Source organism: Pseudomonas silensiensis (assembly GCF_050434865.1).
Taxonomy (GTDB): Bacteria; Pseudomonadota; Gammaproteobacteria; order Pseudomonadales; family Pseudomonadaceae; genus Aquipseudomonas; species Aquipseudomonas fluorescens_W.
Genome location: NZ_JBNDJH010000014.1, coordinates 160,889 through 183,022, shown reverse-complemented (window position 1 = coordinate 183,022; position 22,134 = coordinate 160,889). Strand labels below are relative to the sequence as shown.

Annotated in this window: 21 protein-coding genes; 4 read left to right on the top strand and 17 right to left on the bottom strand. The window is 60.4% G+C overall.

Annotated features, from left to right (window positions below):
* Positions 1-23: 23 nt before the first annotated feature.
* From QF010_RS20725 to QF010_RS20715, 3 genes are all read right to left on the bottom strand, one after another.
* The gene (locus QF010_RS20725) at positions 24-752 is read right to left on the bottom strand and encodes an amidotransferase (protein ID WP_033055736.1); all 729 of its coding nucleotides are present in this window, start codon (positions 750-752) and stop codon (positions 24-26) included.
* A 95-nt stretch (positions 753-847) separates the two neighbouring features.
* Entirely contained in the window at positions 848-2,992 is a 2,145-nt protein-coding gene (locus tag QF010_RS20720) for a 3-hydroxyacyl-CoA dehydrogenase NAD-binding domain-containing protein (RefSeq protein ID WP_429533832.1), read from the bottom strand.
* Between the two features lie 34 nt (positions 2,993-3,026).
* Entirely contained in the window at positions 3,027-4,232 is a 1,206-nt protein-coding gene (locus tag QF010_RS20715) for an acetyl-CoA C-acetyltransferase (protein ID WP_429533831.1), read from the bottom strand.
* A gap of 596 nt (positions 4,233-4,828) precedes the next feature.
* Here QF010_RS20715 and QF010_RS20710 point away from each other — a divergent pair.
* On the top strand, positions 4,829-5,650 hold the full coding sequence (locus QF010_RS20710; protein ID WP_429533840.1) for a c-type cytochrome: 822 nt from the start codon (positions 4,829-4,831) through the stop codon (positions 5,648-5,650).
* Between the two features lie 123 nt (positions 5,651-5,773).
* Here QF010_RS20710 and QF010_RS20705 read toward each other — a convergent pair whose 3' ends face one another.
* The 8 genes from QF010_RS20705 to QF010_RS20670 form a co-directional block, all read right to left on the bottom strand.
* Positions 5,774-6,595, bottom strand: coding sequence for a transglutaminase family protein (locus tag QF010_RS20705; protein WP_429533830.1), 822 nt, complete (start codon positions 6,593-6,595; stop codon positions 5,774-5,776).
* Positions 6,592-7,542 carry an alpha-E domain-containing protein gene (locus tag QF010_RS20700; protein WP_429533829.1) on the bottom strand — a complete coding sequence of 317 codons (951 nt, stop codon included), beginning with the start codon at positions 7,540-7,542 and terminating at the stop codon, positions 6,592-6,594. Before QF010_RS20700 ends, QF010_RS20705 begins: the two co-directional genes overlap by 4 nt.
* 12 nt (positions 7,543-7,554) lie before the next feature.
* A complete protein-coding gene (locus QF010_RS20695) occupies positions 7,555-8,964 on the bottom strand; it encodes a circularly permuted type 2 ATP-grasp protein (protein ID WP_008148806.1) in 1,410 nt (469 codons plus the stop codon).
* Between the two features lie 462 nt (positions 8,965-9,426).
* Positions 9,427-9,768, bottom strand: coding sequence for a ribonuclease E inhibitor RraB (locus QF010_RS20690; protein WP_008148805.1), 342 nt, complete (start codon positions 9,766-9,768; stop codon positions 9,427-9,429).
* Positions 9,769-9,981: 213 nt separating this feature from the next.
* Positions 9,982-10,215, bottom strand: coding sequence for a hypothetical protein (locus QF010_RS20685; protein ID WP_033055743.1), 234 nt, complete (start codon positions 10,213-10,215; stop codon positions 9,982-9,984).
* 163 nt (positions 10,216-10,378) lie between these two features.
* Positions 10,379-11,254: a polyamine aminopropyltransferase gene (gene speE, locus QF010_RS20680; RefSeq protein ID WP_429533828.1), complete on the bottom strand. Its 876-nt coding sequence runs from the start codon at positions 11,252-11,254 to the stop codon at positions 10,379-10,381.
* Positions 11,255-11,462: 208 nt separating this feature from the next.
* Complete coding sequence (locus QF010_RS20675; RefSeq protein WP_033055745.1) at positions 11,463-11,654, bottom strand: PLDc N-terminal domain-containing protein; 192 nt, start codon at positions 11,652-11,654, stop codon at positions 11,463-11,465.
* Between the two features lie 63 nt (positions 11,655-11,717).
* The gene (locus tag QF010_RS20670) at positions 11,718-12,248 is read right to left on the bottom strand and encodes a hypothetical protein (RefSeq protein ID WP_429512489.1); all 531 of its coding nucleotides are present in this window, start codon (positions 12,246-12,248) and stop codon (positions 11,718-11,720) included.
* Between the two features lie 178 nt (positions 12,249-12,426).
* Between QF010_RS20670 and QF010_RS20665 the strand changes: the two genes are divergently transcribed.
* Together QF010_RS20665 and QF010_RS20660 are read left to right on the top strand one after the other, a co-directional pair.
* Positions 12,427-13,908 carry a methyl-accepting chemotaxis protein gene (locus tag QF010_RS20665; RefSeq protein ID WP_429533827.1) on the top strand — a complete coding sequence of 494 codons (1,482 nt, stop codon included), beginning with the start codon at positions 12,427-12,429 and terminating at the stop codon, positions 13,906-13,908.
* 217 nt (positions 13,909-14,125) lie between these two features.
* Positions 14,126-14,491 carry an Mpo1-like protein gene (locus QF010_RS20660; protein WP_033055752.1) on the top strand — a complete coding sequence of 122 codons (366 nt, stop codon included), beginning with the start codon at positions 14,126-14,128 and terminating at the stop codon, positions 14,489-14,491.
* Here the strand turns inward: QF010_RS20660 and QF010_RS20655 are convergent, their stop codons facing one another.
* The 3 genes from QF010_RS20655 to QF010_RS20645 all read right to left on the bottom strand — a co-directional run bounded on the left by QF010_RS20655 (position 14,492) and on the right by QF010_RS20645 (position 16,576).
* Positions 14,492-15,289, bottom strand: coding sequence for an acyl-CoA thioesterase (locus QF010_RS20655; protein ID WP_033055753.1), 798 nt, complete (start codon positions 15,287-15,289; stop codon positions 14,492-14,494).
* Between the two features lie 160 nt (positions 15,290-15,449).
* On the bottom strand, positions 15,450-16,208 hold the full coding sequence (locus QF010_RS20650) for a CHAD domain-containing protein (protein WP_033055754.1): 759 nt from the start codon (positions 16,206-16,208) through the stop codon (positions 15,450-15,452).
* Between the two features lie 89 nt (positions 16,209-16,297).
* Entirely contained in the window at positions 16,298-16,576 is a 279-nt protein-coding gene (locus QF010_RS20645; RefSeq protein WP_033055755.1) for a hypothetical protein, read from the bottom strand.
* A 222-nt stretch (positions 16,577-16,798) separates the two neighbouring features.
* Here QF010_RS20645 and QF010_RS20640 point away from each other — a divergent pair, with 222 nt between their 5' ends.
* Positions 16,799-17,839, top strand: a complete 1,041-nt coding sequence (locus QF010_RS20640) for a patatin-like phospholipase family protein (RefSeq protein ID WP_033055757.1) — start codon at positions 16,799-16,801, stop codon at positions 17,837-17,839.
* A gap of 142 nt (positions 17,840-17,981) precedes the next feature.
* Here the strand turns inward: QF010_RS20640 and QF010_RS20635 are convergent, their stop codons facing one another.
* The 3 genes from QF010_RS20635 to kdpC form a co-directional block, all read right to left on the bottom strand.
* Entirely contained in the window at positions 17,982-18,680 is a 699-nt protein-coding gene (locus tag QF010_RS20635) for a response regulator (RefSeq protein WP_033055759.1), read from the bottom strand.
* 68 nt (positions 18,681-18,748) lie between these two features.
* Complete coding sequence (locus QF010_RS20630) at positions 18,749-21,394, bottom strand: sensor histidine kinase (RefSeq protein ID WP_033055761.1); 2,646 nt, start codon at positions 21,392-21,394, stop codon at positions 18,749-18,751.
* 55 nt (positions 21,395-21,449) lie between these two features.
* Positions 21,450-21,995, bottom strand: a complete 546-nt coding sequence (gene kdpC / locus QF010_RS20625; protein WP_429533826.1) for a potassium-transporting ATPase subunit KdpC — start codon at positions 21,993-21,995, stop codon at positions 21,450-21,452.
* Positions 21,996-22,134: the final 139 nt, after the last annotated feature.

The following is a 22,134-nucleotide window of genomic DNA, read 5'->3' as shown; positions in this document are numbered from 1 at the left end:
GCCACAGGTTCTTTGTCTGCCCTTTAAACCGACTCGGATGCTGGCTTGTGCGCCACAAACCGCATCATCCACTCCGCCACGGTAGTGCCATGATGCTCGTGCTCAAGGCTCGCCATGCCTTTCGAATAAATCTGCTCGCCCAGCGCTTCCTGACGGATATCCAACAGCGCGCGCGAGTAATCGTGAATGAACTCCGGATGCCCCTGGAAGCACAGCACCTGATCGTTGATGTGGTACGCGGCGAACGGGCAGAAATCGCTGGAAGCAATGACCGTGGCGTTTGCCGGGAGCGCGGTGACCTGATCCTGGTGGCTGATCAATAAGGTCAGTTCTTCCCTCACCGGGCTCATCCACGGCGCCTTGGCGGCGAGTTTGTACTTGTGGGTGCCGACGCCCCAGCCTTGGGTCGCACGTTCACTCTTGCCGCCCAGCAGCAGCGCCAACAGTTGATGGCCGAAGCACACGCCCAGCAGTTTGTCGCCGCGCTCGTAGCGGGTCAGCAGGTAAGCCTTGAGGGTTTCAATCCACGGGTCGGTGCCAAAGGAGTCGGCCTTGCTGCCAGTGACCAGATAGGCGTCGAAGCTCAGCTCATCGCCGGGATATTCGCCCTGCATCACGTTGTACACAGTGAACTCGGCAGCGATGGGTTGCTGCGAAAACAGACGCTGGAACATCTGCCCGTACCCCTGATATTGATCGACCAGTTCCGGACGCAGGATGTCGGTTTCCAGAATGCAGATGCGTAACGACATAAAAAATACCTGACACATGATGGGAATAATGCACACCCCAGAGCCTGCCTTGAAACACAGTGGCAAGGCAAGCCCCGGAATGCGTCACCCGTCCCCTAGAACGCCTCCCCTTTAGCCGCTTTCTCCAGCAATAGCGCGGGCGGAGCGAATCGTTCGCCATATTGCTCCGCCAGGTACTGGGCACGGGCGACGAAATCTTTCACGCCGTACTGATTGATGAACTGCAGCGCGCCACCGGTCCAGGCGGCGAAGCCGATACCGAAGATCGAGCCGACGTTGGCGTCCGCCGTCGAGGTCAACACCCCCTCCTCCACGCAGCGCACGGTTTCGATGGCTTGCACGAACAGCAGTCGATCACGCACGTCCTTCGGCGAAATCTGCCCGTCAGCCTTCTCGAAACGCCTTTTCAGCTCTGGCCACAGATGCTTTTGCCCACGGGCCGGATAATCGTAGAAACCACCTCCAGCAGCCTTGCCCGGACGCTTGTATTCGTTGAGCAGCAAGTCAATCACGGCGAACGCCGGGTGCTCAATCAGCGGTTTCCCTTCTGCTTGCAGGTCTTTGGCAGTTTGCTGGCGGATATGGCTCATCAGGCTGAGGGAAACTTCGTCGGAGATCGCCAGAGGTCCGATCGGCATGCCGGCCTTGCGCGCTTCGGTCTCGATCATCGGCGCGCTCACGCCTTCGCCCAGCATGGCGATGCCTTCGTTGGTGAATGTGCCGAACACCCGCGAGGTGAAGAAACCGCGACTGTCGTTGACCACAATCGGGGTTTTCTTGATTTGCAGGACGAAATCGAACCCGCGAGCCAGGGTTTCGTTGCTAGTGTGGGCGCCTTTGATGATTTCCACCAAGGGCATTTTCTCCACGGGGCTGAAGAAATGCAGGCCGATGAACTTGCTCTGATCCGGCACGGCGGTCGCGAGGCCGCTGATTGGCAAGGTCGACGTGTTGGAAGCTATCACCGCATCCGGGCCAACGACTTTTTGCGCTGCCGAAGAGACCTTGGCTTTCAGATCGCGATCTTCAAACACCGCTTCAATGATCAGATCACAACCGGCCAGATCGGCATCGCTTTCAGTGGGGTGAATTCGCGCCAGCGTTGCATCGCGCTGATCGGCACTCAATTGGCCACGCGCAACCTTCTTGTCCAGCAGCGCCGCCGAATGAGCCTTGCCCTTTTGTGCCGCCGCAAGATTAATGTCCTTGAGCACCACGTCGATGCCGGCCGACGCGCTGGCAAAGGCAATTCCAGCGCCCATCATGCCTGCGCCCAGCACGCCCACGCGACGCGTCACGTAGGGCGCAAAGCCCTGAGGCCGCGAGCTGCCGGCATTGATTTCGTTGAGCTGGAACCAGAACGTGCCGATCAGGTTTTTCGACACCTGGCCGGTGGTCAATTCGGTGAAATAACGGGTTTCGATCAAATGCGCGGTGTCGAAATCCACCTGAGCACCTTCCACCACGGCGCAGAGGATTTTCTCTGGCGCGGGCAGGCAGCCCTGGGTTTTGCTGCGCAGGATCGACGGCGCGATGGCCAGCATTTGCGCGACTTTCGGGTCCGACGGCGTGCCCCCCGGAATCTGGTAACCCTTCACGTCCCAGCGCTGCACCGCTGAAGGATGGGCGATAATCCAGGCGCGAGCCTTGGCCAGCAGTTCATCACGATCCGCCGCCAACTCATCAATCAAACCTGCCCGCAATGCCTGTTGCGGCCGGACTTTTTTGCCTTCGAGCAGATAGGGCAAGGCTTTTTCAATACCCAGCATCCGCACCATGCGCACCACCCCGCCACCGCCCGGCAACAGGCCGAGGGTCACTTCCGGCAGGCCGAGTTGCACCGATGGGTTGTCCAGCGCCACCCGGTGATGGCACGCCAGGCAGATTTCCCAACCGCCGCCCAACGCGGCGCCGTTGATCGCGGCGACCACCGGTTTGCCGAGGGTTTCCAGGGTTCGCAGCTGCCCTTTGAGCGTCAGCACCATGTCATAGAAGGCTTTGGCTTCAGGCTTGCCGACCTTGATCAGTTCATTGAGGTCGCCGCCAGCAAAGAAGGTTTTCTTGGCCGAGGTGATGATCACGCCGGCGATGGTGTCTTTGTCGGCAACCAGTCTGGCAACACACGCGGCCATGGCTTCGCGGTAGACCGCGTTCATGGTGTTGGCGCTCTGGCCCGGCATGTCGATGGTCAGGACGACGATCTGGTCCTGGCCTTTTTCGTAACGGATGGCTTCAGTCATGATGAAAGTGCTTCCTTGAAAGTCGGTCGGGGGCTCAGAGGCGTTCGATGATGGTGGCGATGCCCATGCCGCCGCCGACACACAACGTCGCGAGGCCATAGCGCAGGCGCCGGGTTTCCAGTTCATCGAGTAGCGTGCCGAGGATCGCGCAGCCAGTGGCGCCCAGCGGGTGACCCATGGCGATGGAGCCGCCGTTGACGTTGACCTTATCCGGGTCGATGGCCATGTCCTTGATGAATTTCAGCACTACCGAGGCGAAAGCTTCGTTGACCTCGAACAGGTCGATGTCTTCAACCCGCAGCCCGGCCTTGGCCAGTGCCTTGCGGGTGGCCGGCGCGGGGCCGGTGAGCATGATGGTCGGGTCGGTGCTGGTGACGGCGGTGGCGACGATCCGTGCCCGCGGCTGCAAACCCAGCGCCCGGCCCTTGGCCTCGGAGCCGATCAGCATCAGCGCCGCGCCATCGACGATCCCGGAACTGTTACCCGCCGTGTGCACGTGGTTGATCCGCTCGACATGGCTGTAGACCCGAAGCGCGGTGGCATCGAAGCCCATTTGCCCGATGATCTCGAAGCTCGGCTTGAGCTGGCCCAAGCCTTCCATGGTCGATCCGGCGCGGATGAATTCATCGTGATCGAGCAGGATAATGCCGTTCTGGTCCTGCACCGGCACCAGCGATTTGTTGAACGAACCGTCGGCCCTTGCCCGCGCAGCCTTTTGTTGGGAGTGCAGCGCATAGGCATCGACGTCTTGACGGCTGAAGCCTTCCAACGTGGCTATCAGGTCAGCGCCCACGCCTTGAGGGGCGAAATGGCTGTGAAAATTGGTTTCCGGGTCATGTGCCCAGGCGCCGCCATCGCTGCCCATCGGCACGCGGGACATGGACTCGACGCCGCCGACCACCACCAGGTCTTCGAAGCCGGAACGCACTTTCATCGCGCCGAGGTTCACCGCCTCCAGCCCCGAGGCGCAGAAGCGGTTGATCTGCAAACCTGCCACGCTGACGTCCCAATCCGCCACCTGGGTCGCGGTTTTGGCGATGTCGGAACCCTGGTCGCCGATGGGCGTCACACAGCCAAGTACCACATCGTCGACCTGACTGGTATCGAGAGACGTACGCTGTTGCAGCGCGGTGAGCAGCCCGGCTACCAGGTTCACCGGTTTGACGCTGTGCAAGGCGCCATTGGCCTTGCCTTTGCCGCGGGGCGTGCGTAACGCGTCGAAAATCAAAGCTTGGGTCATGACGTCCTCGAACCTGAGCGGGGAGTAAATGCAGAGCCCCCACCTTAGGCCGAGCAGCCCTGGATTCAATGACCGCAGTGCTCACAGACGTTGACGGTCACGCTCAGACGGACGGTAGGCAGCGACCGAATTAACCGATTGAGGACACCGAGCTGTCTAGCAAAAGGGCGCCCAAGAAGCTGGCAATAGGCCTCATGTCTTTTTTAGAGCAATTTAGGTGGAGTCCATACGAAATGGATCTAAACCAAGCGTGACGCGGGCTCTAAGGTGAAGTTGTACGAAGTTGTCGTCGGGTTTTGCCGAGGCGCTCGTCAAACAGGAAGTGCAACGCTCTGCCGTCATGGAGAAATGCAGGCAGGCATCGGGAAATAACAATAAAGGCGGTCAAGCCATGTTCAAACAATCGAAAGTACGTCAAGCCGGGCTCATTCTTTTTGCCACTACGCTGTTGTTGATTCTGCCGAACCTGACCAAGGTGATCGGCTAGTCGGTCATTAAAAAATACGGCGCCGGGTTTTATATCGCCCTCTAAAAATGTGACTGGTTCGCTACCCGGGCCAGCGTGGGTGTGCCAACCTTTGCGGCACTTCCACGACATGGACGGCGATCATTTGAAAACGCTCATTCTGTTCGGGGCCTTGCTGCTCAGCACGCCTCTGTCTGCCGCACAGCTGAACCTTGAGCTCGGCGCGAGCAGTCGCACCTGGCAAACCGAGGAGTTGCTCAAGCATCCTCAGGCTCAGACCATCACCATCAGCAACGACGTTTCCTACAAACGGGACATGAGCTATCGCGCTGTTCCGGTGGCTGCGTTGTTGTCGGGCATCAAGCCTGAAGACCATTTACAGGCGGTAGCCCTGGACGGTTTTGCCGCAGAACTTTCAGCCGCGCCGTTACTCAATACCCAGGGTGCGCGTGCATGGTTGGCGATTGAAGAACCCGCCAAACCGTGGCCACCGCTGTCGGAAGGCAAACCCGGCGCCGGGCCGTTCTATCTGGTCTGGACCGATCCGCAGGCGGGCGATATCAGCCCCGAGCAATGGCCCTTTCAAGTGGCGAGCATCAAGCGCTTGGCACCGGTGGCCGAGCGCTTCCCTGCCCTGCTGCCCGATCCGGCGTTGAAGGCTGACGATCCGGTGAACAAGGGCTTTGCGCTGTTTCAGAAGAATTGCCTGGCGTGCCATCGATTGAACGGCGCCGGGGATGCGCAGTTTGGGCCGGACCTGAATATTCCGTTTAACCCGACCGAGTATTTTGGCGCGGATTTCCTCAAGCGCTACATTCGTGATCCGCAGAGCTTGCGTCAGTGGCCTCAGGCGAAGATGCCCGGGTTCTCGGCGACGGTGTTGCCGGATGGGGATCTGGAGAGGTTGGTGGGGTATTTGAAGCACATGGCTGGGCGAAAAGTTAAGCCCTGACACCATTCCCCCATGTAGGAGTGAGCCTGCTCGCGATGGCGGACTTCCAGTCAATTAATGTGTGACTGATAAGCCGCTATCGCGAGCAGGCTCACTCCTACAGTGGGTTTGTGGTGTTGCGGGTTACTGTTGCTGGACGGAGATCACCGGCAAAGGCATCGGCATCGGTGTCGGTGACACAAACACCTTCGCATGCATCTGCTCGCAACCACCGCCACGCCGCATGCCACGCACCGGGCAGGCATCCAGGTAATCCAGGCCCACCGCCAGTTTCAGGTGACGCTCAGGCCGCGCCAATTCATTGGTCACGTCGAAGCTGTACCAGGCGTCATCGAGCCAGGCTTCCGCCCAGGCGTGACTGGCCAGGTGTTCGCTGTTCTCGCTGTACAAATAGCCCGACACATAACGCGACGGAATGCCCAGGCTGCGTGCGCAGGCGAGAAACGCGTGGGTGTGGTCCTGACAGACGCCCGAACGCCCGGCGAAGGCCTGCGCGGCGCTGGTGTCCACTTCGGTGGAGCCCGGCGTGTAGGTCATGTGCTGGTTCAGGCCATGCATCAAGTCGATCAGCGCCGTGCGATCCCGGCGCTGCTTGCATTCCTTCTCGGCGAACGCACGCAGGGCTTCGTCGGCTTCGGTCAGGCGAGTGAAACGCAAGAACGGCAGCGCCGACTGGCTTTCATGTTCCGCCTCGCGCAATTCGTCGATGTCCACCTGCCCACGAGCACCGATGATGATCTCCTCGTGGGGCTCGTCCATGGTCAGCACGTGCAGGATGTTGCCGAACGGATCGAGTTGCGCGCGCACCGGGCGCGGCAGGTCGAGCTGCCAGCTGAGCACGTGCTGGCGTTCGCTGTCGTGGGGTGTCAGTCGCAGGTACTGGATGCTCGCCCGCACCTGATCTTCGTAGTGATAGGTGGTCTCGTGGCTAATGGAAAGTCTCATGCAGCCTCCAGGTAGGAACTGTGTATGGCGTTACCCAACTGGCGCACCAGCGGGATGAACTCGGTCAGCCAGGCGTGCAGGCCTTCGTCGAGAATTTCGGAGATGCCGGTGTAGCGCAGGCGTGCGTCTATTTCCGCTGCCAGGCGTTGCGCGGGACGGCCGTTGGCCCCCGGCAATTGGGCAAGGATCTGGTCGATTTCTTCGGTGCAGGCGCGCAATGAACGCGGCACGTCAGCCCGCAGCAGTAGCAACTCAGCCACATGCCGGGCGCCGGGCGCATCGCGGTAGATCTCGGTATAGGCCTCGAACGAGGACAACGCCCGCAGCAAGGCACTCCACTGGTAATACGCGTGAGCGGTGCCATCGCTGACCGCCTCGGCCTGATCGCCCGCCATTTCGTAGCGGGCATCGAGCAGGCGCAACGTGTTGTCGGCCCTTTCGATAAATGTCCCCAGACGAATGAAGCGAAACGCATCGTTACGCATGATCGTGCCGTAGGAGGCGCCGCGGAACAGGTGGGAACGTTCCTTGATCCACTCGCAGAATCGGCTCATGCCGTAGCGACTCAAGCCCTGATCGGCAATCCCGCGGATTTCCAGCCAGGTGGCGTTGATGTTTTCCCACATGTCGGCGGTGATTCGCCCACGCACCGCATGGGCACTGGCCCGTGCGGCGCCGAGACAGCTGTAGATGCTTGCCGGGTTGGCCGCATCCAGGGCGAAGAAATGCAGCAGCCGTTCGGCGTGCAATTCGCCGTGGCGTTCCAGGTAATCGTCCAGGGTGCCGGTGATCAACAACGGCATGGCGAGTTCATGCAGGCCGTCACCACGGCCATCCTGTGGCATCAGCGACAGCGAATAACTGATGTCGAGCATCCGTGCGAGGTTTTCCGCCCGCTCCAGGTAACGCGACATCCAATACAAATCCGAGGCAGTTCTACTTAACATGGCAGGCTTCCTTCAATCCTCGACCACCCAGGTGTCCTTGGTTCCACCGCCCTGGGATGAATTCACCACCAGAGAGCCTTCGCGCAGGGCAACACGGGTCAAACCGCCGGGCACAACCCGGGTTTCGCGGCCAGACAATACAAACGGACGCAGGTCGATGTGGCGTGGCGCGATGCCGTTTTCGACAAAGGTCGGACAGGTCGACAGGGACAACGTCGGTTGCGCGATGTACGCATGGGGCTTGGCTTTGATCCGCGCGCGGAATGACTCGATTTCCGCCGCCGTCGCCGCCGGCCCGACCAGCATTCCGTAACCGCCGGAGCCTTGGGTTTCCTTGACCACCAGCTCTGGAAGATTGGCCAGTACGTGGGACAGTTCGGAGGGATTACGACACTGCCACGTCGGCACATTCTTCAGGATCGGTTCTTCATCCAGGTAGAAACGGATCATGTCCGTGACGAATGGATACACCGACTTGTCGTCCGCAACCCCGGTGCCGATGGCATTGGCCAGCACGACGTTGCCGGAGCGATACGACGACAGCAGCCCTGGAACGCCAAGCATCGAGTCCGGGTTGAACGCCAGCGGATCGAGGAACGCATCGTCGAGGCGACGGTAGATCACGTCGACGGCTTTCGGCCCGTCCGTCGTGCGCATGAACACCTTGTCATCCCGCACGAACAGGTCCGCGCCTTCCACCAGCTCAACGCCCATTTCCCGCGCCAGAAACGCATGTTCAAAGAACGCGCTGTTGAAACGACCCGGCGTCAGCACCACCACGCTCGGGTTATCAATCGGGCTGGAGCTTTTCAGGGTGTCGAGCAACAGGTTCGGATAATGATCGATGGGGGCAATGCGCTGGGCCGCGAACAACTCGGGGAACAACCGCATCATCATCTTGCGGTCTTCCAGCATGTAGCTGACGCCGCTCGGTGTACGAAGGTTGTCTTCAAGCACGTAGTACGTGCCGTCGCCATCGCGCACCAGATCGACACCGGAGATGTGGGAATAGATATCGCGGTGCAGATTCAGCCCTTGCATCGCCAACTGGTATTGCTCGTTGGCCAGCACTTGCTCGGCCGGGATGATGCCGGCCTTGATGATGCGCTGCTCGTGATAGAGGTCGGCGAGGAACATGTTCAACGCCTTGACCCGCTGAATACAGCCGCGCTCGACAACGCGCCATTCACTGGCGGGGATGCTGCGGGGGATGGTGTCGAAGGGAATCAGGCGCTCTGTCCCTTGCTCATCACCATAGAGCGTGAAGGTAATCCCGGCGCGATGAAATAACAGATCGGCCTCGCGTCGCCGTTGTGCCAAAAGCTCGTCAGGCGTTTCGGCCAGCCAACGGGCAAACTCCCGATAATGCGGGCGGACCTGGCCGCCGGCATCGTACATCTCATCAAAATAGGTGCGGATCATGCCGTACTCCTTGTCACCCGGACATCTGGGCTTCGCAAAGCCCGTGCCATCGGCATAAACGCTTTGATATCAATCAGTTGGATAATCGCACTGCACGCACCGCACCAATCCTGTGCGGTAAACGCCCCCACCTGATCGCCCCCGCTTCATTGCGAAGCAATGTTGTCGCCTATCACCAGCATAGCCAGAGTTGATTTCACTGCCCGGGAGTCGCTGCGGATAATCCGCGCATTTGCTGAAAATCTTGACGAACTTCCCTTTAGCCGCCTGTTTTGGCGGCTTTTTTTTGCGTTTTTGAAACGTTATGAATCAAAAACACGATCAAGAGATCGCAGCCTCGTTTCACTCGACAGCTGCTACAGGAGAAAACGAGGCTGCGATCTTTTGATCTTTCCGAACCCCACAAACGAAAACGGCCAACCCGAAGGTCAGCCGTTGCTGAGTGTTGTCACTGTTCATAAGTTATGCGAGTCGCCCTCGTACCTCCTGCTTGACGCCCCATCCTTCGATGATGCCGCCCAAAGGCTCGACCACCGCCTCGAAATCCTGCTCAAAATCGCCAATGCCGTCATAAGTGGCGTACATCACTTTGCTCAGTTCCAGGTACCACGCGCCGTCGTCGCGCACGCTGATCTGTGCATTCAAGGATTCACCACAGTAATGCCCTGCCGCCCTGCGCGCCCGCTCCTCGTCCGGGAAAATGGCGTAGAACTCGATGGGATGGAATCGTGAAAAGTCGAAACCGCCTTCTTTCATGCGGCGCAAGACGCTGGTGCTGATGTCTTCTTGATAGGCTGTGCTCATGAAACGTCCCCCTCAAACTGATGGATAGACTTTCCGTATTCCCGGCACTCGCAACCGAATGGGGCGAGCGATGCGGCAACAACGTTGCCGGTGGGAAGCAAGCATGTAGCTGACAAGACCAGACCTTAGCGATCCGTTCGCTGATCTCGATTGCAGAGTAGCCTCAAGAGAGAGCCGCTGCCAAGGCCTGGTTAGGAATGTGACAGGAGATGTTCAGATTGGCGTGATGCCGAGGATTTCAATGCTGTTCTGGGTCTTCAAACTTTTGACAGTTGGATCATCAGTGCGCCCTTCCAGATCGTTGAGGTCCAGTTCGGCAGCCACGGGCAGACGCCGGGCAAGAATGAGTTTCGCGGCTTGCTCGTTGTTCGGGCATTCATCGCTCTCGAACACCTCGTCAACTTGTTCACCGTGATCATCAACGAAAGTGACTTTCCACTTTTGCATCAGGTGCCTCCTCGATCAAAACTGCGAATGGGCCTACCACTATCTCGACCTTGTACCCCGGCCAATCGTTCAACCGGTCCCTCTATAAGTGAAGCATGAAAAAAGGGCCATCTGCGGTGTGTTTTCACACAACCTCAGTGGGCCCTTTGTGGCTTGCTCGATATCAGTCGTTGCTAGGCTTGTTCACAGCCTGCAGGACGTATTGCGGCAAGGCGAACGCGCCGATGTGGATTTCCGGATTGTAGTAACGGGTGATGATGCCGCTGCCGGCGAAGCGCTGCTGCAGGGTGTCGCGGGACAATTTGCGATAGGCGGTATTGGTCGCGCCCCAGGCGAAGGTCATGGCGCCGCCGATGTAGGTCGGCACGGCCGCCTGATAGAAGTGCCAGTCCGGGAACAGGCTGCGCAGACGCCCGGCGGTGGTTTTGACTTCTTCGATTTGCATGAACGGCGTGCCGTTCTGGGTCACCAGGATGCCGCCTTCGTTCAGGCAGCGACGGCAGGCCTGGTAGAAGTTTTCCGAGAACAGCACTTCGCCCGGGCCGATCGGGTCGGTGGAATCGGAAATGATCACGTCGAATTTTTCGGTGGTGGTGGCGACGAAACGCATACCGTCGTCGATCACCAGGTTCAGGCGTGGATCAGCGAACGCACCCTTGGAGTGGTTCGGCAGGAATTTCTTGCACATGTCGACCACGGTGCCGTCGATCTCGACCATGGTGATGTGCTCGATGCTGCGGTGCTTGGCCACTTCACGCAGCATGCCGCCGTCGCCGCCACCGATGATCAGCACGCGCCTGGCAGCGCCATGCGCCAGGATCGGCACGTGGGTCAACATCTCGTGGTAGATGAACTCGTCGGCTTCGGTGGTCTGGATCACGCCGTCCAATGCCATGACGCGGCCCATGCGCGGGTTTTCGAAAATCACCAGGTGTTGATGTTCGGTGCGCACTTCGTGCAACAGTTTTTCCATGCGAAAACGCTGGCCGTAGCCTTCGTAGAGGGTTTCCAGGTACTCGCTGGTCGGGGTGTTGCTCATGGGAAGTGCTCCGATGAATGCGGGTGGCAAGGCGCGAATTCTACGTCGCCGGATATGACAGGTCGAACCTCGCTTGACGCCTCGACACAATCCCTGTGGGAGCTGGCTTGCCTGCGATGGGATCGCCGCGGTATGCCTGACAGACCTTGCCGCCTGAATCGCAGGCAAGCCAGCTCCCACAAGTTCGGTGTCGTTTTCGGGGATGCAGTCAGATTCGGACGTTGCCTCGTGGCCCGGCGATGGCCCAGATGATCAGGCCCAGCACCGGCAGCAGCAGGATCAGCAGCACCCAGATGATTTTCATCCCTGTGTCGGCACCACTTTTGAGCACGTTGATGATTGCCCAGATATCCAGGGCAAGAATAATCAGGCCAACCAGACCGTTGAACGTGGAACCCATGGTGTCGCTCCCTAAGAGTGATATGCACTCTTAGGATAGCGGGCCTTGCGAGGGTTCCGCTTTTTAAACGTGGACGGCGATTTTCAGGGCTTCCAGCGAGGGGGCGGCAGCGATGCCGACTTGGGCGCACAACTCGAGCACGCGCGGCACGTCGTTGCCGTAGACCAGCACCACTTGCAGTTCGTCGTCGAGCAACTGGCTGAAGTTCATCAGCGTGTAACCGCCGTTTTCCTTGTTCATGCTGCCCATCTGCACCTGAATGCGATTGAGCGCAGTCAGGGCTTCAGTCTTGGCCAGCTGCTTGGGCTTGATATTGAAATCAACACCGGGGCCGAATGACGAAACGATCTGGGCGAACAGGTCCTCATAGGTGTCGGCCTGGAACAGCACGGTCTCTGGAAGACTGCCGACGACGACCCACTCGCCCAGCGGAATCGGGAACGTTTCGTCGTAGTTGATATCCGGATTGGCCGTCAGAAAAGCCTCGGGATCGGCGTAGGCCTGGGCCGCTTCGTCAGCGACTTTCAGGATTTCGTCATCGCTCATGCACCCGGAGCTGATTTTGCTGATGAGTTCGACGAGTGCGGCTTTCATGGGGCGGAATCCTGTAGCGAGGGAAATTTGAAGGCGCGAAGGATAGCGCATTACGCCCCGCAATTCCTGTGCGCGAGCATGGCCGGGAGTGTTGACCCACATCAAGATCCGGCGCCCTGAGTAGCGGCACAATACTGGCACCTTGCCGAAACTGTTTCCGCTATCAGAGAAGACCTCCATGGGTGCCTGGCTTAGCAATATCTCGCTGAAATACAAATTTTGGGCGGTCAACGCCGTCGCCTTCGTCACCACTTTGCTGCTGGTGTTGTACGCCGTACAGCTCGAACAACAGGCCCGCAGCCATGCTTATCAGGCATCGGCGCAAGCCCAGGCGCGACTGCTCAATGCCTGGCCCGCGGGGCAGCCGCTCCCCAAAGCCGATAACGTGCTGACCTTCAGTCGCGGGCAGGCACCGTTGCTGAACGGGCAGCCGGTACTGGAACTGGCCGATACTAATGGTTGGGTCGAAATCAATGCCATGCCGCTGTTCGGCGACAACCCGTTGATGGGTGCTGAAGTGTTTACGCGCGCGGATGGCAACCAGGTCGCGGTGATTGCCCATGGCCCGAGCCTGACCCAGGTATTTGGCGAGCGCTTTACCCACTATGCGGTGGCGGTGGCGATCCTGATGCTGGCGATGCTCGGCGCTTCGCAATTGTTGATTCGCTTCCTGCTCAGCCAGCTCAATACGCTGAAGGACGTGATGCTTCACGTTGAGAAAACCGGTGACCTGTCGGCCCGTGTGCCGCTGGCCTGCACTGACGAAGTCGGGCAGATGGCCAATGCCTTCAATGCCATGCAGGCCGGTTACCAGCGGGTGGTTAACACCGTTGCCAGCACCGCCCGGCAACTGGATGTCGGCGCGGCGCGGCTGGCGTTGAGCATGAACGAGGTGCGTCACGGCATGCTCGGCCAGCAAAGCGAAACCGATCAGGCCGCCACGGCGATCAACGAAATGACCGCCACGGTCTATCACATTGCCCAGCACGCCGGCGCCACCCGCGACCTCTCGCAAACCGCCGACACCCTGGCCGGCAGCGGGCAGGAAGTGGTCAGTCGGGTGCAGAAGTCGATTGCCGGCTTGTCCAGCGGCGTGCAGCAGACTGCCGAGATGATTCAGCGTCTGGCCGAGGACAGTCAGAAGATCAACGGCGTGGTCAGTGTGATTCACAGCATCGCCGAGCAGACCAATCTGCTGGCGCTGAACGCGGCGATTGAAGCGGCCCGCGCCGGTGAAATGGGCCGCGGGTTTGCGGTGGTTGCCGATGAAGTGCGCAACCTGGCCAAACGTGTCCAGATCTCCACTGACGAGATCACCCTCATGGTTTCCGCGCTGCAGGCCGGGACTCGGGACGCGGTGGATTTCATGCAGGAAAGCTCGTTCAAGGCCGACGATTGCGTGCAGCAGGCTCAGGAGGCCGGCGCAGCCTTGGCGGAGATCACCAGCGCGGTGGCACAGATGCGCGAAAGCAATACGCAGATCGCGGTGGCGGCCGAGCAGCAGAGCCACGTGGCGGAAGAGATGAATCGGGCGGTGGTGAGCATTCGGGATGTGACCGAGAACACCGTGCAACAGACCGTGGATTCGGCGACGACCAGCAATGAGCTGGCGGCGTTGGCCGGGGAGTTGAGCAAGGCTATCGGTCAGCTCAAGCTGTAAGGGCCTCATCGCGAGCAAGCTCGCTCCCACAGGGTTAGCGCCATTTCAATATTTGCGCATTACCTGTGGGAGCGAGCTTGCTCGCGATAGCGTCAGCCCGGCCAACATCAAATTTGGACATGACACCTATCACTTCGATAGCCAGCCTTGATTCGCCGACTGGTTTGCCCCGGCCTATTCTTTGTTCAAGAGCCTCAACGAACCAAGGATTACCATCATGGGCAAACGTCACCCCAACCTCCCCGCCTGGCAATGGCGAGCGTACCCGAACAATCACCAGCACCCGACCAATCTGGTGCTGCACCTGATTGCCGTGCCGCTGTTCATCGTGGCGTTTCTGCTGATTGTCTCGGGGGTGTTCAGTCTGAGTTTTGCCAATGTCGCGATTGGCGTCATCGGTCTGCTCGCCGCCCTCGGCTTGCAACGCCACGGTCATAGCCTGGAGGCGCAAACCGCCGAGCCGTTCAGTGATCGCAAAGATGCCGTGTCGCGCTTGCTGGTCGAGCAGTTTCTGACCTTCCCACGGTACTTCCTGAGCGGCGGCTGGTGGCGCGCCTGGCGTGAGCGCCACCGTCGTCACTGATCAGGCGAAAATCGTCACCGTCTGCCGGCTCATGGCAATCAACTGACCGTCCGCGTTCCACAATTTCGCGGCCGCATGACCGTAGCCGTCAGCGGCATGTTCGGTTTCGACGAGGTATTTGCACCAGTCCAGCGTGCTCAGTTCAAGCAACGGCTGGACGAATTCGATGGTCCAGGTCAGCGTGCTGCCCATCGCCGGTTTACTCAGGTGCGGCATCAGGGCCGGTGGCCAGGCATCGACCAGCGCCAAGATATGCGCTTCGCTGACCGCTTCTTCCTTCACGTCCCCACGCAAGCGCACCCAGCCGCCCATCTCGCGGGATTTGTTACCCGTAAACGGCAGACCGCCGACACTCCAGCGCATCGCCAGATGCTGCATGAACTCCGGGAGTACGCCTTTGATGAACGGCAGTTCCTGACACTCTTCCCAATGCTTCATCTCGGGTGCCGGTTCGGCGATCACCGCCACTTCCGATGGTCGCGAGGCGCCGAAACTGCCCTGGATCAACGTCACCACTTGCCCCTTCTGCATCGCCCGACCCAGCACCTGGCTGACCGCCTTCCCTTCGCGCAACACATCGACTTCAAAGCTGACCGGCACTTCAGGCTCGACCGGACCGACAAAGGTGATCGCCAGCGAACGCACCGGACGATCCGCCGGGACCTTCGCGCGCATGGCTTCGTACTGCAAGGCGGCCACCAGGCCACCGAAACTGGCACGCCCCTGAGCCCATTCGGCCGGGATAGACAGCTCCAACGGCTGGCGGCGGACAGCGTCGAGCAGATCGGAAAAACGCATGGAAACCTCGGTGCGGGAAAAGGATGAAGGGATCTTAACCAGCCTGCGGGGATGGCACAGCGCTTATTCCGGCCAAAGAGGCTGACAGATAGGCCGGATAGCACCGCCATCTCTGTAGCAGCCTTCGGCAGCTGCTACAGAGATCTGTCTTGTGGTTGTTTCAGGATTTGAAACAGGCAGCGCTGAGTTTGTCGAGGACGCGGTCGGCGCAGCCTTCGGCCTTGGCCATTTCGGTTTTCCAGGCCTCGACGCAGGGCTGCAAATCGGTTTCCTTCTCAGCGATGGCCAGCCATTGCCAGCAATCGTGCCAATCGCCCAAGGCACCTTGCGCGGACTTCAAGCGCGGCATCGCTGCTTTCGGCAGTCGATCGAGTTCGGGATAGGCTTCGATGCCATAGCGCACGCGCTTGATCAGCAGGCGCAAACGGTGGCGATCATGCGCCGGATCGTGCAGGGCTTTGTCGAGTTTCTTCCACTGTTTGGCCAAACGTTTTTCGATGCGCTGACGCAAGCCCTTGAGCAAGCCTTGACGCTGGGAGGCCCGCAGAAAACGCGGAAAGGCGTCGAGGATCATCAGCAACTGCGCCACTTCAGGACTCGTCGCGACCGCCGGATAAGCCTCGGCCATCTGCGCCATACGCCGATGGGCAGCCTCGGGTTGATCATGTTCGAGCAGGTACGCCGCCAGCACTTCGCGGTCGCGCAACGGCGTGGTCAGGTCGCCGACCCGGGACGCGGCTGCTTCCAGCTGTTCGACTCCGGGCAAACCGCGCAATGGCCGCAGCAGACTGCGTAAACGGCGAACCGTGGTACGCAGATCGTGCAGCGCTTCAGGGTCGGTGCGCGCATTCAAGCGTGCCTGACAGGCCAGCACACGGACTTCCAGACCCAGGACATGGGCCACCAACCGGTTAATCATGGGGGTTTACTCCGTAAACAGCTGCAAGCCGCCAGCCGAAATCCGGGGCGACCGACTTATTGCTTGCAGCTAAGAGCTTAGAGCTCCTTTCAGCGCCCCGCGCGCGATTCACGAATATAAAAACGCGCCTTCTCGGCCTTCTTGGCGCAGCCTTCGAACCCTTCAAATTGCTGCTGAGTTTTGGCCGCCGTCAACAGCGACAGGGCCTTGGAGTAGCTGACGGTTCCGGCAAAACCTTCGGCCTTGGCCAGATCCAGTTCATGCCACGCCGCATCAAGCCCGCTACCGCAGCTATCACGGTAAGCGGTTTTTCCGGCGCAACCGGCAAGTGCCAGGGCAAGCAAAGGCACACAGATCCAGGCTTTCATTAATGACACCTCAAAGATAGGTAAACAATCGTGCAGTTAAGACGGTCTGGCGCGTGAAAAGTGCCTTGGCCCCGTCTCGGAAAATCTAGTGCTCGCGAGAATACCCATCTGCAGCCAAAGAGTGTCGAAAAAACGACGCCCTCGCCTCGCGGAACGACCTTAGCGATTGAAGCACGCCCCTCGAAGGGTGCATTGTTGAACCTTGTCAGACGAGGGCGATTCATGAAAAAGCGTGTCGCGCTAGTGCTGGGCTCAGGTGGGGCCCGGGGCTACGCCCATATCGGGGTCATTGAGGAGATCGAACGGCGTGGCTACGACATCGCCTGCATCGCCGGATGTTCCATGGGCGCAGTGGTCGGAGGGATCTATGCCGCCGGCAAACTCGACGAGTATCGCAACTGGATCGAAAGCCTGGATTACCTCGACGTCCTGCGCCTGGTGGACGTCAGTTTTCGTTTGGGCGCGATTCGCGGGGAGAAGGTTTTCGGGCAGATCCGCAAGATCGTCGGCGAGATCAACATTGAAGACTTGCGCATCCCTTACACGGCGGTAGCCACCGACCTGACCAACCAACAGGAAATCTGGTTTCAGGAAGGCTGCCTGCACCAGGCCATGCGTGCCTCGGCGGCGATTCCCAGCCTGTTCACCCCGGTGATGCAGGGCAACCGCATGCTGGTGGACGGCGGCATTCTCAACCCTTTACCGATCGTGCCGGTGGTGTCGAGTCATTGCGACCTGATCATCGCGGTCAACCTCAACTCCACCAACCAGCGCCACTATCAACTGCCAGTGATCCAGCGCCCGGCAGCGTTCAAGACCCGCTTCGACAGCCTGATCAGCTCGCTCGGTTCAAAATTGCCCTTCCGCCGCAAACAGGCGGAACAATTGCTGCTGCTGGAAAAGGAAGCGTTGATGGCAGAAGCGGCCGAGATCAACCCGTGGATCGAATCCGCCGAACCCGAAGCCCAGCAGCCGGCCGCCGCCCCCGAACGCGACGGCGCGCCGAAGTCCGCCACCGGTTCGTTCATCATCGACAACGTCGGCCCGGCGTCTTTGCTGGACCTGATCAACCAGAGTTTCGAGGTGATGCAGACGTCGTTGGCGCAGTACAAGATCGCTGGTTATCCGCCGGATATTTTGATCAACGTGCCGAAACGGGTATGCCGGTTTTTCGAGTTCTACAAGGCGCCGGAATTGATCGCGCTGGGACGGGAAATTGCGCGGGATACGCTGGATCGGTATGAGAATGAACGGGATTCCTGAGGTTCTCGAGTGAAGCAACTGGCCTCATCGCGGGCAAGCCCGGCTCCCACAGGTTTTGAGGTGCACACAACATTTGTGAACGACTCTGATCCTGTGGGAGCCGGGCTTGCCCGCGATGAGGCCCAATCAGTCAGCACAAAAATTAAAGGCTGCCCTCACTCAAAAGCCGATACCCGACCCCAGCCTCGGTGACGATAAACCGCGGCTGAGTCGGATCATCCGCCAGTTTCTGCCGCAAGTGCCCGACCACAATCCGCAAATAGTGAGTGTCCTCGGTATGGGTCGGCCCCCAAATATCCTTGAGCAGTTGCTGCTGGGTGATGACCCGTCCCGGATGCCGCGCCAGTTGCGCCAGTACCGCGTATTCCTTGCGGGTCAGCGCGACTTCGGTGCCGTCGAGCAACACCCGGCGATACGCCAGATCCACGGTCAACGGGCCGAACGTCAGCGCCGCTTGTTGAGCTTCACCCGCCGGAGCCTGACGCAACAAGGCACGCACCCGCGCAAGAAACTCCTGAATGCCGAACGGTTTGGTCACGTAGTCGTTGGCGCCGTTGTCGAGCGCTTCGACTTTCTGCCCTTCACTGGCGCGCACCGAGAGCACCAGCACCGGCACCGTTGACCACTCGCGAAACTCGCGCAGCACTTGCTGGCCGTCCATGTCCGGCAAACCGAGGTCGAGTACCAGCAGGTCCGGTTTATTCAGTGCAGCCTGGGCCAGGCCTTCGGTGCCGGTGCCGGCCTCCAGCACTTTGTAGCCTTGGGACGCGAGGCTGATGCGCAGGAATTTGCGGATCTGCGGTTCGTCGTCGATGACCAAAATGGTCGCGGTCTGGCTCATGAATTCACATCAACACAAAGAAGTGGCAAGAGAGTAGCGCAAGCGCGATCAGGCTTCACTTTCGGCTCTTAATTTTCAAGGGCCGGTTGAGCCTGCAACGGCAGGTGCAAGGTGATGCAGGTGCCGCGCCCTTCGATGCCATCGGCGACACTGATCCGCCCGCCGTGAGCACCGATCATGCCCCGACAGATCGCCAGCCCCAGCCCGGTCCCTTGCCCGCCACGATCACCGCGCGCAGCGGTGTAGAACATGTCGAAAATCTTCGCCCGATCTTCCTGCGCAATCCCCGGCCCTTCATCGCTCACCGAAAAAAACAGCTCGCTGTCGTCGGCTCCGGCACGCAATTGCAGGCGACCGTGAGACGGTGAAAACCGCGCAGCGTTTTCCAGCACGTTGACCAGCGCCTGTTCGATCAGCGCGGCGTGGACATACAGCAGCGGCAACTCCGGCGGCACTTCGGTGGTCACCTGCAACGGCGCCAGCACGGCGCGCAGACGATTGAGCGAGCTGCCGACGATATCGGCCGGCGATACCCAGTCCCGCGCCAGTTTCAGTGCCCCGTGCCCGAGGCGGGTCATGTCCAGCAGGTTCTGGATGTAGCGATCGAGGCGCTCGGCTTCATCGCGAGTGCCTTCAAGCAGTTCGCGGCGATCCTCCAGCGGGATCGCCTCACCGAGGGCCAACAGGCTGTCGATGCTGCCGCGCATGGAGGTCAGCGGCGTGCGCAAATCATGGGACACCGAGGCCAGCAAGGCACTGCGCAGTTGCTCGGTTTCGCCGTGCAGGCGGGCGGCTTCCAGGTCTTCGGCCAATTGCGCCCGCGCCAGCGCCTGGGCCAGCGGTTGGCTCAGCGCGGTCAACAAACGCCGACGCTGACCGCCCAAGGTCTGGCCCTCTTTGGCACACACACCGAGCAATGCCAGCGGCCCCTCTTCCACCGACAACGGCCACCACCACCAACGCCCGAACGGCAGCGTGCCGGTGCCCGCGCCGGCCGGTTGATCGTGTTGCCAGGCCCAATCGGCGGCAGCGCGCTCGGCTTCGGAAAACTCCAGCGGGCCACCGGTTTCGACTTTCCAGCCGCCCTGCCCGTCTTGATTGAGCAGGCAGACTTGCAGATCACTCCAGCCATCGAGGTGCTGGGCTGCTGCGCTGACCACTGCCTGGCGGTCGGTGGCGGCGGTGAGTTTGCGCGACAGGTCGAGCAGTTCGGTAGTCTCTTCCTGAGTGTCGCGCAGCGCCTGCAATTGCCGCCGTTGTCGGGCCGCGAGGTTGCCGGTAAGTGCCGCCATCAGCAGAAAGAACAGCAAGGTCAGCACGTCTTCTTCGCGCTGGATGCTGAAGGAAAAATTCGGCGGAATGAACAGAAAGTCATAGGTCAGAAACGACAACGCCGCACAGGCCAGCGCCGGGCCGAGGCTGCTGCGCACCGCCACCAGCAACACCGCAGCGAGGAACACTAGCGAGATATTGGGCAGCGGCAAGACACTCGCCACCGCCCAGGCCAACGCACTGGCGAGCACCGTCGCCACCAGCGCCAACGCGTAGTCGAACCACACCAGTGCCTGCGCCGAACGCTGACGCGGCTGATGCTGTTCTTGATCACTGTCGAGGACGTTGATTTCCAGCCCGCGCGCATCGCGCAGCAAACGCGACGCCAGTCCGCCGCCGAACAAACGTCGACGCAAACGCTGCCGGGACTGACCGACCAACACCAGACTCGCGCGGCGTTCGGCGGCGTGCTGGATCAGGGTTTTTGCCACTTCGCCGGCGCGCAACAGTACCACTTCGCCGCCGAGGCGTTCGGCCAATTGCTGGGCACTTTGCAGACGCAGGCGCGACTGCTCGTCACGCAAACTGCCGTTGTCCACATGCACCAGGCTCCACGGCAAATGCCGACGCTGGGCGACGCGACTGGCGTGACGCACCAGGCGCTCGGCCTGTGCATCGCCATCGACGCCGACCAACAGGCGACCACGCACCGCCGGCGCCGCTTGGCCGAGCTGGCGATAGCCCTGGGCCAAATCATCATCGACCTGAGCGGCGGCGGTTTGCATCGCCAGTTCCCGCAGGGCCGTGAGGTTGGTCTGGGTGAAGAAGGCATCAATCGCCGCCCTCGCCTGTTCCGGCACGTAGACCTTGCCATCGCGCAAACGCTCGAGCAGCTCGCGCGGTGGGAGGTCGATCAGCAGCAGTTCATAGGCTTCTTGCAGCACCCAGTCCGGCAGAGTTTCGCGGACCTGGACGCCCGTGATGCCACGCACTTTGTCGTTAAGACTTTCCAGGTGCTGGACGTTGACCGTGGTGAACACGTCGATGCCTGCCGCGAGCAATTCCTGAATGTCTTGCCAGCGTTTGGTGTGGCGACTGCCGGGGGCGTTGCTGTGGGCCAGTTCGTCCACCAACACCAGTTTCGGTTTGGCTGCGAGCAGACCGTCGAGGTCCATTTCTTCGAGCATCACGCCACGGTATTCCGAGCGCACCAACGGCTGCTGCGGCAAGCCGCCTAGCAGCGCTTCAGTCTCGGCGCGACCGTGGGTTTCGACCACGCCGGCGATGACTTTCACGCCCTGGCGCAGTTGGGTGTGGGCTGCTTGCAGCATGGCGTAGGTCTTGCCGACACCGGGCGCGGCGCCGAGAAAAACCTTGAGCCGGCCACGGCCATCCCGAGGCAGGTCTGCTAACAGCGCGTCGGCGCGGCCGGAGTCACTCATGGTTGAAGCTCTCTCTATTGATCGTTCCCACGCTCTGCGTGGGAACGATCATTTGCTACAGGTTTTCCAGCGCCAAATTCAGCGCCAACACATTCACCACCGGCGGGCCAACGAGTGGCTGCTCGATGTGCGCGTCCATCAACTGCTGAAGCGTAGACACCGGCAGATTGCGCGCCGCCGCAACACGCGCCAGTTGATAGGCAATCGCGGCCGGTGGCAAGTGCGGATCGAGGCCGCTGCCAGAGGTGGTAACCATCGCCAATGGCACCGGACCCTGGCCCGGCACCAGTAACTTGTTGGCATCATCGATCACCCGAGTAGCCAGGGCCGGGTTGCTCGGCGAGAGGTTGCTGGCACTGCTCGACACGGTGGCAAAGGCACCGGCCGATGGCCGTGGATGGAACCAGGCGTCGCCGACGAAATCTTGCGCAATCAGCGACGAGCCGCGGACCTTGCCATCGGCGTCGTGGACCAGACTGCCATTGGCTTGATCGGGGAATGCGACCTGGGCGACACCGGTAACCACCAGTGGATAGGCGACGCCGGTGATCAGGGTCATCAGGACGAGCAGGCTCAGGGCCGGACGTATCATTGTGGACATTTCAGAATCCTCGAATTTGGGGAGTTTAAAACTATGGTGTGTCATGGAGATCCACCCCTCACCCCAGCCCTCTCCCCACGGGGGAGAGGGGGAAAGGGGGCCGATCTTTGTGCTGTTCAATACCTGAGTTCGACTCGGT

Coding starts and splice junctions, on each gene's coding strand:
- QF010_RS20720 (WP_429533832.1), bottom strand. CDS start 2,992: ATGACTGAAGCCATCCGTTACGAAAAAGGCCAGGACCAGATCGTCGTC.
- QF010_RS20675 (WP_033055745.1), bottom strand. CDS start 11,654: ATGGGTTCCACGTTCAACGGTCTGGTTGGCCTGATTATTCTTGCCCTG.
- QF010_RS20705 (WP_429533830.1), bottom strand. CDS start 6,595: ATGAGACTTTCCATTAGCCACGAGACCACCTATCACTACGAAGATCAG.
- QF010_RS20630 (WP_033055761.1), bottom strand. CDS start 21,394: ATGAGTGACTCCGGCCGCGCCGACGCGCTGTTAGCAGACCTGCCTCGG.
- QF010_RS20670 (WP_429512489.1), bottom strand. CDS start 12,248: ATGAAAGCCGCACTCGTCGAACTCATCAGCAAAATCAGCTCCGGGTGC.
- kdpC (WP_429533826.1), bottom strand. CDS start 21,995: ATGTCCACAATGATACGTCCGGCCCTGAGCCTGCTCGTCCTGATGACC.
- QF010_RS20725 (WP_033055736.1), bottom strand. CDS start 752: ATGTCGTTACGCATCTGCATTCTGGAAACCGACATCCTGCGTCCGGAA.
- QF010_RS20640 (WP_033055757.1), top strand. CDS start 16,799: ATGAAAAAGCGTGTCGCGCTAGTGCTGGGCTCAGGTGGGGCCCGGGGC.
- QF010_RS20695 (WP_008148806.1), bottom strand. CDS start 8,964: ATGATCCGCACCTATTTTGATGAGATGTACGATGCCGGCGGCCAGGTC.
- QF010_RS20690 (WP_008148805.1), bottom strand. CDS start 9,768: ATGAGCACAGCCTATCAAGAAGACATCAGCACCAGCGTCTTGCGCCGC.
- QF010_RS20655 (WP_033055753.1), bottom strand. CDS start 15,289: ATGCGTTTTTCCGATCTGCTCGACGCTGTCCGCCGCCAGCCGTTGGAG.
- QF010_RS20685 (WP_033055743.1), bottom strand. CDS start 10,215: ATGCAAAAGTGGAAAGTCACTTTCGTTGATGATCACGGTGAACAAGTT.
- QF010_RS20645 (WP_033055755.1), bottom strand. CDS start 16,576: ATGAAAGCCTGGATCTGTGTGCCTTTGCTTGCCCTGGCACTTGCCGGT.
- QF010_RS20635 (WP_033055759.1), bottom strand. CDS start 18,680: ATGAGCCAGACCGCGACCATTTTGGTCATCGACGACGAACCGCAGATC.
- QF010_RS20650 (WP_033055754.1), bottom strand. CDS start 16,208: ATGATTAACCGGTTGGTGGCCCATGTCCTGGGTCTGGAAGTCCGTGTG.
- QF010_RS20710 (WP_429533840.1), top strand. CDS start 4,829: ATGGACGGCGATCATTTGAAAACGCTCATTCTGTTCGGGGCCTTGCTG.
- QF010_RS20660 (WP_033055752.1), top strand. CDS start 14,126: ATGGGCAAACGTCACCCCAACCTCCCCGCCTGGCAATGGCGAGCGTAC.
- speE (WP_429533828.1), bottom strand. CDS start 11,254: ATGAGCAACACCCCGACCAGCGAGTACCTGGAAACCCTCTACGAAGGC.
- QF010_RS20700 (WP_429533829.1), bottom strand. CDS start 7,542: ATGTTAAGTAGAACTGCCTCGGATTTGTATTGGATGTCGCGTTACCTG.
- QF010_RS20715 (WP_429533831.1), bottom strand. CDS start 4,232: ATGACCCAAGCTTTGATTTTCGACGCGTTACGCACGCCCCGCGGCAAA.
- QF010_RS20665 (WP_429533827.1), top strand. CDS start 12,427: ATGGGTGCCTGGCTTAGCAATATCTCGCTGAAATACAAATTTTGGGCG.